Annotated in this window: 14 protein-coding genes; 9 read left to right on the top strand and 5 right to left on the bottom strand. The window is 72.0% G+C overall.

Going from position 1 to position 13,417, the window contains the following annotated elements; translation table 11 throughout:
- Positions 1 to 99: 99 nt before the first annotated feature.
- Entirely contained in the window at positions 100 to 978 is an 879-nt protein-coding gene (locus tag ACWDUZ_RS01665; protein ID WP_451629819.1) for a universal stress protein, read from the bottom strand.
- 397 nt (positions 979 to 1,375) lie between these two features.
- On the opposite strand from ACWDUZ_RS01665, the gene ACWDUZ_RS01660 reads away from it, so the two are divergent.
- The 6 genes from ACWDUZ_RS01660 to ACWDUZ_RS01635 all read left to right on the top strand — a co-directional run bounded on the left by ACWDUZ_RS01660 (position 1,376) and on the right by ACWDUZ_RS01635 (position 7,810).
- Positions 1,376 to 2,260 (top strand): DUF1918 domain-containing protein, encoded by an 885-nt coding sequence (locus tag ACWDUZ_RS01660; RefSeq protein WP_451629731.1) that lies wholly within the window; start codon positions 1,376 to 1,378, stop codon positions 2,258 to 2,260.
- Positions 2,261 to 2,345: 85 nt separating this feature from the next.
- Entirely contained in the window at positions 2,346 to 3,002 is a 657-nt protein-coding gene (locus ACWDUZ_RS01655; protein WP_451629730.1) for a CBS domain-containing protein, read from the top strand.
- Positions 3,003 to 3,007: 5 nt separating this feature from the next.
- Positions 3,008 to 3,667: an OsmC family protein gene (locus ACWDUZ_RS01650; RefSeq protein ID WP_451629729.1), complete on the top strand. Its 660-nt coding sequence runs from the start codon at positions 3,008 to 3,010 to the stop codon at positions 3,665 to 3,667.
- Positions 3,625 to 6,501 (top strand): cation-translocating P-type ATPase, encoded by a 2,877-nt coding sequence (locus tag ACWDUZ_RS01645; protein ID WP_451629728.1) that lies wholly within the window; start codon positions 3,625 to 3,627, stop codon positions 6,499 to 6,501. Before ACWDUZ_RS01650 ends, ACWDUZ_RS01645 begins: the two co-directional genes overlap by 43 nt.
- The gene (locus tag ACWDUZ_RS01640) at positions 6,498 to 7,157 is read left to right on the top strand and encodes a potassium channel family protein (RefSeq protein ID WP_451629727.1); all 660 of its coding nucleotides are present in this window, start codon (positions 6,498 to 6,500) and stop codon (positions 7,155 to 7,157) included. Before ACWDUZ_RS01645 ends, ACWDUZ_RS01640 begins: the two co-directional genes overlap by 4 nt.
- Complete coding sequence (locus ACWDUZ_RS01635; protein WP_451629726.1) at positions 7,154 to 7,810, top strand: potassium channel family protein; 657 nt, start codon at positions 7,154 to 7,156, stop codon at positions 7,808 to 7,810. The genes ACWDUZ_RS01640 and ACWDUZ_RS01635 overlap by 4 nt, the downstream gene beginning before the upstream one ends.
- Before the next feature lie 59 nt (positions 7,811 to 7,869).
- On the opposite strand, the gene ACWDUZ_RS01630 is transcribed toward ACWDUZ_RS01635, so the two are convergent.
- Positions 7,870 to 8,325 carry a universal stress protein gene (locus ACWDUZ_RS01630; RefSeq protein WP_451629725.1) on the bottom strand — a complete coding sequence of 152 codons (456 nt, stop codon included), beginning with the start codon at positions 8,323 to 8,325 and terminating at the stop codon, positions 7,870 to 7,872.
- Between the two features lie 277 nt (positions 8,326 to 8,602).
- Between ACWDUZ_RS01630 and ACWDUZ_RS01625 the strand changes: the two genes are divergently transcribed.
- Positions 8,603 to 9,508 (top strand): universal stress protein, encoded by a 906-nt coding sequence (locus ACWDUZ_RS01625; RefSeq protein WP_451629724.1) that lies wholly within the window; start codon positions 8,603 to 8,605, stop codon positions 9,506 to 9,508.
- A 33-nt stretch (positions 9,509 to 9,541) separates the two neighbouring features.
- Positions 9,542 to 10,408 carry a universal stress protein gene (locus ACWDUZ_RS01620; protein ID WP_451629818.1) on the top strand — a complete coding sequence of 289 codons (867 nt, stop codon included), beginning with the start codon at positions 9,542 to 9,544 and terminating at the stop codon, positions 10,406 to 10,408.
- A 195-nt stretch (positions 10,409 to 10,603) separates the two neighbouring features.
- Here ACWDUZ_RS01620 and ACWDUZ_RS01615 read toward each other — a convergent pair whose 3' ends face one another.
- Positions 10,604 to 11,215: a hypothetical protein gene (locus tag ACWDUZ_RS01615; RefSeq protein ID WP_451629723.1), complete on the bottom strand. Its 612-nt coding sequence runs from the start codon at positions 11,213 to 11,215 to the stop codon at positions 10,604 to 10,606.
- A 346-nt stretch (positions 11,216 to 11,561) separates the two neighbouring features.
- On the opposite strand from ACWDUZ_RS01615, the gene ACWDUZ_RS01610 reads away from it, so the two are divergent.
- A complete protein-coding gene (locus ACWDUZ_RS01610; RefSeq protein ID WP_451629722.1) occupies positions 11,562 to 11,900 on the top strand; it encodes a hypothetical protein in 339 nt (112 codons plus the stop codon).
- Between the two features lie 211 nt (positions 11,901 to 12,111).
- On the opposite strand, the gene ACWDUZ_RS01605 is transcribed toward ACWDUZ_RS01610, so the two are convergent.
- Entirely contained in the window at positions 12,112 to 12,783 is a 672-nt protein-coding gene (locus ACWDUZ_RS01605; RefSeq protein ID WP_451629721.1) for a CBS domain-containing protein, read from the bottom strand.
- Between the two features lie 170 nt (positions 12,784 to 12,953).
- Positions 12,954 to 13,400, bottom strand: coding sequence for a universal stress protein (locus ACWDUZ_RS01600; protein ID WP_451629720.1), 447 nt, complete (start codon positions 13,398 to 13,400; stop codon positions 12,954 to 12,956).
- Between the last annotated feature and the right edge of the window lie 17 nt (positions 13,401 to 13,417).

The raw sequence follows: 13,417 nt of genomic DNA, 5'->3' as shown, positions 1-13,417 counted from the left end.
GGCAGCGCTCCGCCCGGGCCGTCGCCATGGTCACCGGCCCGGGGTGCGGACGGGACGGCCCCAGGCACCGGCTGTGCCGGTTTTGGGGGGCGGCCGGACTCAGTCATGAGGAACGACGGCGACGGGGCAGCGCCCGTGATGGACGGCGGCCTGTGCCACGGGTCCCAGGTGGAACGCCAGTCCCCGACGGTGCCGGCGCCGGCCGACGACCAGCAGCAACGCACCGTCGGCGGCCCGTACGACGGCCTCGGCGGGGCTGGTGAGGCGGACGCTGTCGGCCACGCTCACCTGCGGGTACTTCTCCCGCCAGGGGCGAAGCGCCAGCTCCAGCTCCTTCTGGGCCTTCCGCTTCGTCGGTTCGGTGACATCGTGGTCCACGCCCCAGGGCACACGTGCAGGCAGCGGCACGCGTTCACCGTGGACGGCCAGGAGGGGAACACCCCTGGCAGCAGCGGTGCGGAAGGCGAAGCCGAGCAGGTCGTCGGAGGACCCGGACAGCTTCAGAGCCACGATCACGCGCGGCGTGGGAGCACGGGGTGGCGGCTCCTGCTCCGCGCTCCGGGCGCGCACCAGCACCACCGGTCGTAAGGCCCGTGCGACGACGGGCATACTGACGTCGCCCAGGAAGTAGCTCTCGACGGGTTCCAGACCTCGTGAACCGAGCACCACCATCTCCGATCCCGCCTCCGAAGCCGCTCGGAGCAACGCGTGCTGGGCGTCGTCGGCGACCAGAGCCTCGACGACGGACAGGCCCGGGTGGCGTGCCTGGAGTTCCGCCCGGGTGGCGCGGACCAGACGTTTCGCCCAGTAGTTCTGATCGGCTTCCGCCGGGACCCGGGTCGGCTCCGGCACCAGTTGCGGCCACGCGTGCAGCAGGCGCAGAGCAAGCCTGCGCCTGACGGCCTCGTCGGCCGCCCAGCGGGCTGCGGCGAGACTCTCGGGTGAGCCGTCGAGGCCCACGGTGACGACCGGTTCCATGCCCGCGGCCTCCGTCTGCACGGTGCGTTCTCATTCGAGGAGTACCGCATTCCCCTGCCCGGCGCATGCGCACCTGACCGGCCGGAGCAAGGGCGCGGTGACGATTCCTCCGGTACGGGCCTCGCGCGGCGGGGTGCCGCGCGTGGCACGTCGGACAGAGCATCACGGTGAGGAGAGGGTGGCGATCACGCTCCTCGGCGACCAGGGCGCGGCCGCGAGCCGACCGACTGCGGACCACCATGGGGTGGCGGGCACCTGCACCGGGGGCCGGACTGTCGTCCGCGCTCCCTCGGGAAACCGGGCCGTACGTCCCTCCTGGCCGGGACCTTGGGGCCGTTGGTGCGGATGCCGTCCCCGGGTGATCCTGGTAACGGGCTTCATGAGAGAAGGCATGACCATGCACGCTCAGCTAGGTGATCGACTGGTCGTGGAGAGCCCGGTCACCGGTGTCAACCGGCGTGACGGTGAGATCGTCGGCCTGCACCACGACGACGGAACCCCTCCGTACGACGTGCGCTGGTCGGACACGGACGAGGTCACGCTGGTCTTCCCCGGGCCGGACGCGCATGTACAGCACTTGGTGCCCGAGGAGGCACCGGTCCCAGGGCCGGGCGTTGCACCCGCCGTACCGGTCGGGGGGCAGCCGGGGGACTTCGGACGACGTCTGGCGGCGGTCCGCCGGAGCCAGGGGCTCAGCCTGGAGGAGACGGCCCGCCGTGCCCGGATGTCGCCGCAGTACCTCGCCTATCTCGAACAGCGCCCGTCGGAGCCGGGCATCGCCACGGTCCTGCGCCTGGCCGACGCGCTGGGCACGACACTCGTCACGCTGCGTGGCGGCGATCAGGAACTGCCACCGGGCCAGGGGCAGGCCCTGCTGCACCCGCGGTTGACGGATCTGAGCCAGGACGAATGCCGGGCGCTGCTGTCCACGCACGGAGTGGGGCGCATCGCGTTCACCGGCCCGGACGGACCCACCGCGCTCCCGGTCAACTACGACGTCATGGACGATGCCGTCTTCTTCCGCACCGCGCCCGGCTCCGCTCCCGCCGGGGCGGTCGGCAACGAGGTCGCCTTCGAGACCGACCACATCGACGACACAATGAGCCGCGGCTGGAGCGTGCTCGCGGTGGGTCGGGCCGACGCCGTCGGCGACCCGGAGATGCTCCGCCGGCTTCGGGAACGGGCACACTCCCAGCCGTGGGCAGGCGGCGCGCGCCCGCTGTGGGTGAGGGTCCTCCTCACCCGCTTGACCGGACGCCGGATCGCACCGGCCGACCGGTGAGGCGGAAGCCGACCGTGACCTGGCTGTCTTTCGCCGCTCGGGGTCATAGGGACGGATCATGCGCTGTTGCACTGTCGGCGACGTCATGACGCGCCACGTCGTCGCCGTTCGGTCCGGCTGCCCCTTCAAGGAGGTGGCACGGGCTCTGGAGCGCCACCGGATCGCGGCGCTGCCCGTCGTCGACGACGAGGGACGGCCGGTCGGTGTGGTCTCCGAAAAGGATCTGCTCCGGCATGAGGCGGACCGTGGGCTCGTGGTCCGCGACCCGGCCCGTAGCGGTGCCGAGACGGCCGCGGCCCTGATGACCTCGCCCGCGGTGACCGCACGCCCGGAGTGGAGTCTCGCCGAGGCGGCCCGGACGATGCGGCGCCACGCGGTCGGGAGGCTGCCCGTCGTGGGAGCCGACGGGCGGCTGGCCGGCGTGGTCAGCGGCCACGACCTGCTGCGTCCGTACCTGCGTGAGGACGCCGCTCTCGCCGACGAGATCCGGCACGACGTCCTGGAGCGGATCGTTGGCCTGACCCCGGGCCGCGTCCGGGTCCGCGTCGACGACGGCGTCGTCACCCTGACCGGCCGGATCGACGCCGCCACCGATCTACCCGTCATCGTGCGCCTGTGCCGGTCGGTCGCGGGCGTGGTGACGGTACACCCTCGTCTCACCTTCGCCTACGGCGGCGCCGACCTCGACGTGGAACCGCCGCGAGCCGGCGTGCCACCCACCGAGACGAACGCCCGGAGGTAGCCGACATGCACATCGAGACCCGTTGCGGACGCAGCATCGAGGTCACCCGCTTCGCACCGCGGGGACTGCCGGCCTCCATGGGACGCGTCGTCCTGGAGACCCCGTGCAGGGCCCAGGACAAAGGCGGTCTGTGGGCGTCGATGACGCCCGAGGAGGCCAGAGGCCTGGCCGCCCTCCTGCTTTACCAAGCGGCCGCGGTGGACCCCGCGCCCAGCGACCCGCCCGGAGAGGTCGAGGTGATCCCGGTCGCCGGCGACGCCTACGAGATTCGGGTCCGCGGTCATGTCCTCACCGCGGACCGGCCGCGCTCCGACGGAGGCAGGGACACGGCGCCCACGCCCGAGGAGCTGTTCGTGGCCTCCGTGGCCGCCTGCGCGGCGCAACACGCGGGGCACTTCCTCGACTGGCACTGTCTCAGCCGGGAAGGACTGCGCGTCCGAGGGAGTTTCCACAGGGCCGACGACCGCCCGGCCCGGGTGTCCGAACTCTCCCTCACCGTCCAGGCCCCGGCCGTGCCCGAGGACCATCTCGCCGCACTGCACGCCGTGCTGTCCCATTGCACGGTGAGCAACACCCTCGCACGGCCCCCCGAGACCCATGTGACGGTCGTGCGCGAGGCGCCGTGCGAGACGTCGACGCCGCCCCGGCCCGGCGCCGTCTCATGAAGGTGCTGCGTCCCTCCCGCCAGGGCGGCGACCGGGCTCCGGACACCGCGCGAGCGAGCACGACGCCACCGTCATCGTCCCCCGGAATCTCCGGGCAGCCCGTGCAGGCCCGGGGCGTCGCCGACGTGTTCGGGGCGCTGGAGAGCTCACCGCGTGGCCTCTCCTCGGCCACGGCGCGGGTCCGGTGCCAGGAGCAGGGGCCGAATGAGCTTCCCCCCACTCGGGGTCCCGCGGTGTGGCGCCGGCTGGCGGCCCAGTTCACCGACCTGTTCGCCATCGTGCTGATGGTGGCCTCCGCCATCACCTTCATCGCCTACGCAATTCAACAGCCCCGGGAAACAGGCACGTTGCAGCTCGCCGTGGCGATCCTGTGCGTCGTGGTACTCAACGCGTCCATCGGCTTCGCCCAGGAGTACTCGGCGGAGCGGACCGCCCAGACCTTGCAGGCCATGGTCCCGCACCGGTGCCGGGCGGTGCGTGACGCGGCTCCGGTGGAACTGCCCGTACGGGAGTTGGTGCCGGGGGATCTGATGGTGCTCGAGGCCGGCGACACGGTGCCCGCCGACTGCCGCGTGGTGGAGGCGCACGACCTGACGGTCAGCAATGCCGCCATCACCGGGGAGAGCGAGCCGGTGCACCGTACCGCCGAGCCCGACGAGGCCGAAGAGGTGCTGCGGGCCCGGAACTGTCTCTTCATGGGCACGGACGTGATCACGGGCACCGCCCGGGCCGTCGTCTTCGCCACCGGGCAGGCCACCGAGTTCGGCCGGATCTTCCGGCTCACGGCGGCGGCCCCCCGGCAGAAGACCCCGTTGCAGCGGCAGGTGGCCTCGATGGCGCGCCGGGTCGCGGGCACCGCACTCGCGGTGGGCGCGCTCCTGTTCGTCGTCCGACTGCCCACCGGCCAGGGGCTGGTGGCGTCGTTCGTGTTCGCGCTGGGTGTGATGGTGGCGCTCGTACCGGAGGGCCTGCCGGCCACCCTCTCCGTCTCCCTCGCGCTCGGCGTGCGGCGCATGGCCCGCCACCGTGCCCTGGTGAAGAAGCTGCTCGCCGTGGAGGCGCTGGGGTCCACGACGGTGGTGTGCACCGACAAGACAGGCACGCTGACCCAGGCCGAGATGACCGTCGTACGCGTCTGGGCCTGGGACCGGGAGCACACCGTCACCGGGGTGGGCTACGAGCCGAAGGGCGAGGTGAGCGAGCCCGGACCGGTCCGGGCCATGCTCCGGTCGGCCGCCCTGTGCTGTGACGCCCGGCTCGTCCCGCCCGACGACGCGGGACGGTGGCGGGTGCTCGGCGACACGACCGAGGGCGCGCTGCTGGTGGTGGCCGCCAAGGCGGGGCTGGACACGGCGGCCGAGGAGGCCGCGACGCCCCGGATCGCCGAGCACCCCTTCGACTCCGTGCGCAAACTGATGAGCACCGTCCACGACGAGGGCGGAGCCCGCAGGGTGCGGGTGAAGGGCGCCCCGTCGGAGGTGCTGGACCGCTGCACACGCCTGGACCGCGGTGGGACGGCCGGGGCCTTGACCGACGAGGAGCGCAAACGGATCGCGGCCGAGGCCGACGCGCTCGCGGCAGGCGGACTGCGTGTGCTCGCCGTCGCCGCAGGGGAGGCCACGGGTTCCTCACAGGACCGTGACGCGGACGAGTCGGACCTCACGCTGCTGGGTCTCGTCGGCATGCAGGACCCGCCCCGGCCGGAGGTCCACGACGCCGTGGAGTCCTGTCACCGGGCGGGCATCAGGATCGTCATGGTCACCGGCGACCACCCGCTGACCGCCGAGGCCGTGGCCCGCCGCGTCGGCATCGTCCGATCGGCCGCGCCGACCGTGGTGACCGGAGCGGCGCTGGACGCCGTGGACGAGGGGGCGCTGGACGATCTGCTGGCCGCCGGTGGCGAGCTTCTGCTGTGCCGGGTGAGTCCGGAGCACAAGATGCGGGTGGTCACCGCCTTCCAGCGGCGTGGCGAGGTCGTCGCCGTCACCGGGGACGGGGCGAACGACGCCCCCGCCCTCAAGCACGCGGACATCGGCGTCGCGATGGGGGCGTCCGGCACCGACGTGGCCCGCGAGGCCGCGGAGATGGTGCTGCTGGACGACTCCTTCGGCTCCATCGCGGTGGCGGTGCGCCTGGGCCGGTCCGTCTACCAGAACATCCGCAAGTTCCTCGTCTACCTCTTCAGCCACAACATCGGCGAACTGGTACCCATCCTCGCCGCGACCTTCGCCGGGTTCCCCCTGGTGCCGATCACCGCGGTGCAGGTCCTCGCCATCGACCTCGGCTCCGACGTGCTGCCCGCCCTCGCTCTGGGCGCCGAGCCCCCCGAGGCGGACGTGATGGACCGGCCGCCGCGCCCGCGGCACGAGCGCCTGTTCTCCCGGACGGTCGTACGCAGGATCCTGTTCCTCGGCGGCATCCAGGCGATCGGCGTGTGCGCGGTGTTCTTCTGGCGCATCCACGCCTCCGGCATCCCCTACGCCGACTTCACCGCCGGCAACCCCGTCTACCGGGAGGCGATCACCATGGTCCAGGCGGGCATCGTCGTCAGCCAGTTCTTCAACGCCCTGGCCGTGCGCACGGAACGGGAGAGCGTGTTCACGGCGGGCGTGTTCGGCAATCCGTGGCTGATCGCCGCCGGGTTCTTCGGGCTGGCGCTCATGGCCGCCATCAGCTACGTGCCCGCGCTGCAGAGCGTTTTCCACACCGCCCCGCTGACAGGTGGCGACTGGGCTCTGCTCACCGCCGTCGGTGTGCTGCCGCTCGCCGCGGACGAAGCGCGCAAGGCATGGCTGCGCCGGCACACCGCAGGGCCGAAAGGAGAAGTCCGATGAGAGTCGTGATCGCCGGCTGTGGACGGGTGGGTTCCGCGCTGGCGGCCCAACTGGCCCGCGAGAGCCACGACGTGCAGGTGATCGACCGTGAGCAGGCCGCCAGGCGGCGCCTGCCGCCGCGCTTCCCGGGCCGGTTCCAGGTCGGCAACGGCTTCAGCAGGAGTGTGCTCGAACAGGCCGGCATCGCCCGGAGCGACGCCGTCGTGGCCGTCACCTCCGGCGACAACAGCAACCTGGTCATCGCCCGGATCGCCAAGGAGACCTTCCGCGTCCCCACGGTCCTCGCCCAGGTGCACGATCCGCGCCGCGCTGACCTGTACCAGGGCCTGGGCATCCCGACGGTCTGCGACGTCACCTGGTCGGTCCACCGCATCCACCAGATGCTGCTGCACCGTCACCTCGTGCCCGACGTGACCTTCGGCAACGGCGAGACACTGCTCGTCCGCTCGGCGCTGCCCGCATATCTGGCGGGCCGCAAACTGTCCGAGTTCGAGGTGGACGGCGAGATCCGGGTGGTGGAGGTGACCCGCGACGGACGTTCCCTGGTACCGCGGCAGACCACGACGGCCGCACTCGGCGACGTCGTCACCTTCGCCGTGGCCGCCCACTGCCTGCACCGACTGCGCGCCTTCCTCGACAAGGAGCTGGGGACATGAACGTACTCATCGCCGGTGCCGGCCGGCTGGGCACGCGCATCGCTCGGGCGCTCAAGGCCGCCGGGAACGAGGTCACCGTCGTGGATGTCGACGAGGACCGCGTCGACGCGCTGCGCGGCCGGTGCGACGCACGCCTGCTCGTCGGCGACGCCGGCGAGACGGCCGTCCAGTCGAGAGCGGGCGCGGCGCACACCGACCTGGTGATCGCCGCCACCGGGCGGGACGAGGACAACCTCGTCATCAGTTACGTCGCCAAGCGCCACTTCGCCGCGCCGCGCGTGGTGGCGCGCATCAACGACGACGACAACGCCTGGCTGTTCGACCACCACTGGGGCGTGGACATCGCGGTGCCTTCGGCCACGCCCCTCGTCTCGCTGATCGAGGAGGCGACCGGCGCCGCGGACACGGTCGCGCTGCTGCGCCTGAGCACCGCGGGCGTCGGCATCATCGAGACCGCCATCACCGAACGCTCCCGGGCCGCGGGTCGTCTCCTGGGCGACATCCGGCTGCCCGAGGGAACCCTGGTGGCGACCGTCGTACGGGGCGGGAATCCGACCGCGCCCAGCCCCGCCATGCGTCTTCAGCCGGGCGACGAACTCCTGCTCGTCTCGCACAGCGCCGAGGAGCAGGACATCCACGCGGCCTTTCAGTGACACCCGCACCCGCCGTCACTGCTCAGGGGCGACACGGCGAGGGACTCGGCGTGGGTGGGTCAGTGCGCCTGGTCACCATCCGGCCGGACCACGACGACCGGGCACGCCGCGTGCTGGGCACAACGCTGGCTGACCGAGCCCAGCATGGCCCGGGCGAAGCCACCACGGCCACGACTGCCGACGACGAGGACATCCGCCCCCTCCGAGGCGCGGATCAGCACCTCGGAGGGCTCGCCCTCCACGAGGTGCTCCCGCAGACCGGCAGGACGCTGCTCGTCGGTGAACACGCCGCTCAGTTCCTCCGCGAAGCGCTCTCGGGCCTGCTCGAGATCGAACTCGGGATCGATCGCCGGTCCGGTCCAGCCGACGTCGGACGGCGTGTCCCACACGCAGATCGCCTCGACGCAACCGTGCACCAACCGCGCGTACCGGGCCGCCCAGCGCAGGGCGGCATACGACGACGGCGAACCGTCCACACCCACGACCACCCGCGGTTGCGGTTCACAGGGCTGCATGGCGACCTCACTCGAACGTCGTTGTCCCTGCCTCCACGCTGCCGGGCCGGACGGGACCGTGCCAGCCGGGGCGGCCCGCAGCCCCGTCCTGCACCGGTCCGGGGTGGCAGCGCCCAGGCGCACAGGGGCGTGCGGCCCTGCTCCGCACGCCGACCTGTCCGTCGTGCGGCGACCGGGTCGGGTCGGTCGGCCCTGACCAGGGACGTGCGGCCCTGGCCGGAGGAGAGGCCGGCCGCGCATGCTCAGAACGGGTACCTGGGTTGCGGGAGGTGAGACCATGCCTCGCTACGTCACCGTCGGTCTCGACGGGTCTCCGGAGAGCCGGGCCGCCGCCGAATGGGCGGCGCGCGAGGCACAGCTCCTCGGGTTGCCGGTCAAGCTCGTGCACGTGTGGGAGCCGGTGTCCGAGGCCATGGCGCTGGTACGGCTCCTCGGCGCGGAAGCCCACGAGCACTGGAGCGAGACGGTGTGCCACGAGGCCCTCGAAGGCCTGGCCCTGCGTCACCCCGGCATCGCTGTGACGGCCGAGGAACTGTCCGGTGTGCCCGCAGAAGTGCTCGCGAAGCTCGCCCAGGATGCGGAACTGCTCGTGCTGGGCTCGCGTGCTCTGAACGGGCTCGGCGGTTTCCTGGTCGGCTCCGTCGGCCTGGGCGTCGTGGCACGGGCCGAGCGGCCGGTCGTTCTGGTCCGTGCCGGTGAGCAGGCCGCGAACGAGCACCAGATGGACCCTGTGGGCATCCCGTCCGCCTCGACCGCCTTCCGATCCGTCGTGCTGGGGCTGGACACCAGCCACCCGGACGAGGAACTGATCGGGTTCGCCTTCGAGGCGGCCCGGCGCCGCGACACCTCGCTGCATGTCGTGCACGGATGGTGTCCGCCTGCGTTCTTCGGCCACGGCATGCCCGTGGACGCTGCACTGTACGGGTCGCTCTCCGTGAGCCAGGCCGCCGACCTGACCGCCGTGCTGCGCCCCTGGCGCAAGACGTACCCGGGTCTGGACGTCGTGGAGCGGTCCCGCTCCGGCAGCGCTGCCGAGCTGCTGATCAAGGCCTCCCGGGAAGCGTCCCTGGTCGTCGTGGGCCGGCGTGTGCGTCCGACCCCTGTGTGCCCCCACATCGGACACGTGACCCACGCCGTCCTGCACCATGCGGCCGCTCCGGTCGCGGTCGTCCCGCACGGCTGAGACTCAGCACATACCCATGGGAGCGTGAGGATGATGGACCTGCCCCTGGTCGTCGGTGTGGACGGATCAGAGTCCAGCCTGCGGGCCGTGGACTGGGCGGCCGACGAAGCCGCCTTGCGCGGAGTGCCGCTGCGGGTGGTGTACGCCTCGCTCTGGGAACGCTACGAAGGCTCCGCGCTCGCCCGGGACCTCGGCAGGCCGGACGGGCGGGTCCTGGCCGACGACATCGTCCGGGCCGGCGCCCGTCGCGCCCGGGACCGGCAGGCCGGCCTGCCGATCAGTATGGCCGCCCTGCCCGAGGAGCCGGTGTACGCGCTGGTGCGGGAGGGCAAGAACGCCTCCGCCCTGGTGGTGGGCAGCCGAGGCCGCAGCGGTGTGGCGAACGTGCTGCTCGGTTCGGTCAGCCTGTTCGTGGCCGCGCATGCCGACTGCCCCGTGTTCGTGGTGCGGGGCGGCAACGACAACCAGGCCCGGGTGCCGGTGCACGGCCGTGTCGTCGTCGGTGTCGGGGAGGCGTCCAAGGCCGCGGTCGACTTCGCCGCGCGGGAGGCCGCACGGCGCGGGGTCGTGCTGTCTGCCGTACGGGCCTGGCGGTGTCCCGCGCACGAGACGCTCGACCACCCGCCGCTCGCCGGGGAACCGGAGCGGGTGTTCGAGGAACAGGCCACCGAGGCCCTTCAGACGGCGCTGCGGGATCTCCCACCGGAGGTGGAGGTACAACCACGCACCGTGGAGGGCCCGGCCCGCAGGGTGCTGCTGGCCGCGGCCCACGAGGCCGATCTGCTGGTCGTAGGGGCCCGGCGCCGTCCGGGGCGCTTCGGGCTCCAGCTCGGCCGCGTCGCCCACACCGCCCTGCACCACTCTCCCTGCCCGGTCGCCGTGGTACCCGAACGGTCCTGAGGCCCCGACGTCGTCGTCCGACGCAGGTGTCCGACAGCCGGCCTGCGGTCCTGTGATCGCCTCCCTGCATGCCGGTAGACGATGGTGCCGACACGCAGGGCCGGGAGGACGGTGCTGCTCCTTCCGGCCCTGCACGCCCGCGGTCGCCGGCACGTGCACCCGCCGGACAGTGCTGTGCCTGTCTGCGGCCCGGTGTCAACGGAGCCAGGCATGGTTGCGTACCAGCGGCAGGGACGCCCAGATACGGCCCAACCCCCAGGTGTTTCCGGCACCCACCGCGGCGAGCACGATCAGAAGCACCGCGTACACGACGTGGTAGTCCACCACGGGGTTGGTGGACATGCTCGGTGACCCGTCGGAGAGGTGCTTCGCGGGCGGCCATTCCGCGGCCCACATCAGGGCAAGCATGATCGTTCCGCAGACCGCGGTGATTCTCAGCGCGATGCCGCCCAGCAGAGCGATCCCGATCCCCAGGAGCCCCAGCATGAACAGCCAGTCGGCCCAGGTGGCGCCGGCCCAGCTGTTGAAGGTCGACTCCAGGGGACCGACCTTGACGCGTCCCAGGAAGCCTTTGGTGGGTGAGCCACCGTTGATCCACGCCTTGGCCGGTGGTGTGGCGTAGCCGAAGCCGAAGGTCTTGTCCAGGAAAGCCCACAGGAACACGAAGCTCATGATCAATCGGGCCCCTGCCGCCGTCCTGGCTGCAGCGACTGTCAGCCGTCCCCGCCTGGCGAGGTCGCGGGACTCGTCGCCCGGAGGAACGGGCCGGTTCCGGTGCGGGGGCCGGTGTGCGGGGTGAACGGCCATGACATTTCCTCCTGTGCAGTGGTGGAAGGAGTCCTTGTCACCACCAACGTGTCGAAGAAGCCCGCAGACCGGTACGGGCCGATGGTCCCGAACCGGGGACACACGGCCCACCTCTCGGCATCGAGGACGGGTCCGGCACCTGCGACTACGCTGCGTCACGATTCGGGTCGCTGAAAGTCGGAAGCGGCCCTAGGCTCTTTGAGTGAGGCACTCGAAGAGTTCCGTCCCTCACGCTCACGACCGACCGTGCGCCCAGCCACAAGGGCCGGTCTCGTGCAAGCGACCACGCGCCCTGCCGTTCTCCGCAGCTCGCGCGTGCACCGTGTCCCCCTACGGAGGGAAACCCATGTACACCAAGCGACTCACCGTCCTCCTGGCAACCCCGCTGGCTGCCGCGGCGATGCTTCTCCCGCTGTCCACGGGATCGCAGGCGTTCGCCGCACCGTCCGCCCCCGCGGCCGTCACGACGGCCCTCACTCCCACTCAGACGTCCTACGACCAGGGCTACAAGGACGGATACGCGCAGGGGCTGAAGTACGCCCGCGACTGCGTGCGGGGCGACGCTCGCGGACGCTCGGGAGTGGCCGGGAAGTCGGCCGAGTACAACCGCGGTTACATCGCCGGCATCGTCGCGGCCTACCGCTCCGTCCACCGGACCACCTGCGGATTCGGCCCCAACCAGTAATCCGCCTGCCGTCGACTCATGGGCAGTGCCGGGCCGGAAGCGCCCGGCACTGCCGCATGAAACGCGTCGCGGTGCCGGCGTTCGTCGGCACGCCGGGGGTCGGGGAGCGCCTGGGGAGCGGCGATCCCCGTTCCACCCGCGCCTCCATCCCCGGCACCGACCGTGGCACGGCACTCGGTACAGCACCCGGCACGAGAGCGCGTGCGGTGGGTCACCGTCGGCCCGAGGGGTCGCTCGGTCCGTCGGCAGCGGAGGTGATGTCCGTGGAGACAGAGACCACCCCGTCCACTCCGAGACACAGCTGCTCGACCACCGGGACGAGGCTTTCGTTCTGAACGGTGCCGTTGAGCGCGACCCGGCCGTCCGTCACGGTGACCGTCAGGTCGGCCGGGGCGAGGTGAAGGGTCCGGGCGAAGACGTCGCGGGAGATCTCCTCACGGATCGCCTCGTCGCGGCGCAGGAAGATCCGCAGGAGGTCACCGCGGCTGACGATGCCCACCAGGACGCCCGTCTCGTCGACCACGGGCAGCCGCTTGAGTCTGTCGGCGTCCATCGTGCGCGCGGCTTCGACGACGCTCCACTCCGGACGGGCGCACACCGCGGGAGCGGTCATGAGCTCCTCGGCCGTGGCGCCCTCAAATGCCGCGTCCAGCCCGTCCCCGTGCGGCGGCGGCAGCAGTCCGGCCGGGTCGGGCCTGCCGGCCACCGTGCGCAGCAGGTCCCCCTCCGACACCACCCCGACCGGGTGGCCGAGGTCGTCGACGACGGGTACGGCCGTCACGTCGTTGTCGGCCAGGGTCCGGACGATCTCCTTGAACGGAGTCTCCCGCCGTACCTGGACGACGCCATGGGTCATCAGGTCGTCAACCGTTCGGTGTTGCATGGTTCTCTCCTCCGGTACTCGGACCGATCCACCGGTGCCGACGGCAGGTCGGCCACCCCTCCAGCATGGCCCCCGCAGGTGTGCGGCGGCATGGGACCACCGTGCAGAGAAGTGCGTCGTCGGTCCCTGCCGCCGGGTCCCATGGGGCCCGGCTCCGCGCACCTTGTCGATCACGCCTTGCGGTCCTGCCGGACCACGACGACCGGGCAGGCCGCGTGCTGTGCGCAGCGCTGGCTGACCGAGCCCAGCATCGCTCTGGCGAAGCCGCCGCGGCCACGGCTGCCGACGACGAGAACGTCGGCTCCCCGCGAGAGCCCGATCAGCACCTCCGACGGGTCGCCCTCGACGAGGTGTTCCCGCAGGCCGGCGGGAGGCTGGTCCGCGAAGACGGCACGCAACTCCTGAGCGAACCGCTCTCGGGCCTGGTTCACGTCGAAGTTGGGGTCGATCACCAGCCCGCTCCAGTCGAGTCCGGTCGGCATGCTCCAGGCGTGCACCGCCTCCACGGCACCGCCCACGAGTCGGGCGTACCGAGCCGCCCAGCGCAGTGCCGTGTACGACGACGGCGACCCGTCCACACCGACGACCACCCGGGGGCGCGGTTCAGAGGGTGCCATGCCCGCCTCCGTTCAAG

Source organism: Streptomyces sp. NPDC003393 (assembly GCF_053589015.1).
Note: the sequence above shows the minus strand (reverse complement) of the source record. Positions and strands in the feature narration are given on the sequence as shown.

Excerpts from the sequence above, each read along its gene's own strand:
- ACWDUZ_RS01650 (WP_451629729.1), top strand. The coding sequence starts at position 3,008 with ATGCACATCGAGACCCGTTGCGGACGCAGCATCGAGGTCACCCGCTTC.
- ACWDUZ_RS01615 (WP_451629723.1), bottom strand. The coding sequence starts at position 11,215 with ATGGCCGTTCACCCCGCACACCGGCCCCCGCACCGGAACCGGCCCGTT.
- ACWDUZ_RS01620 (WP_451629818.1), top strand. The coding sequence starts at position 9,542 with ATGGACCTGCCCCTGGTCGTCGGTGTGGACGGATCAGAGTCCAGCCTG.
- ACWDUZ_RS01635 (WP_451629726.1), top strand. The coding sequence starts at position 7,154 with ATGAACGTACTCATCGCCGGTGCCGGCCGGCTGGGCACGCGCATCGCT.
- ACWDUZ_RS01605 (WP_451629721.1), bottom strand. The coding sequence starts at position 12,783 with ATGCAACACCGAACGGTTGACGACCTGATGACCCATGGCGTCGTCCAG.
- ACWDUZ_RS01625 (WP_451629724.1), top strand. The coding sequence starts at position 8,603 with ATGCCTCGCTACGTCACCGTCGGTCTCGACGGGTCTCCGGAGAGCCGG.
- ACWDUZ_RS01660 (WP_451629731.1), top strand. The coding sequence starts at position 1,376 with ATGCACGCTCAGCTAGGTGATCGACTGGTCGTGGAGAGCCCGGTCACC.
- ACWDUZ_RS01655 (WP_451629730.1), top strand. The coding sequence starts at position 2,346 with ATGACGCGCCACGTCGTCGCCGTTCGGTCCGGCTGCCCCTTCAAGGAG.
- ACWDUZ_RS01640 (WP_451629727.1), top strand. The coding sequence starts at position 6,498 with ATGAGAGTCGTGATCGCCGGCTGTGGACGGGTGGGTTCCGCGCTGGCG.
- ACWDUZ_RS01610 (WP_451629722.1), top strand. The coding sequence starts at position 11,562 with ATGTACACCAAGCGACTCACCGTCCTCCTGGCAACCCCGCTGGCTGCC.
- ACWDUZ_RS01600 (WP_451629720.1), bottom strand. The coding sequence starts at position 13,400 with ATGGCACCCTCTGAACCGCGCCCCCGGGTGGTCGTCGGTGTGGACGGG.
- ACWDUZ_RS01630 (WP_451629725.1), bottom strand. The coding sequence starts at position 8,325 with ATGCAGCCCTGTGAACCGCAACCGCGGGTGGTCGTGGGTGTGGACGGT.
- ACWDUZ_RS01665 (WP_451629819.1), bottom strand. The coding sequence starts at position 978 with ATGGAACCGGTCGTCACCGTGGGCCTCGACGGCTCACCCGAGAGTCTC.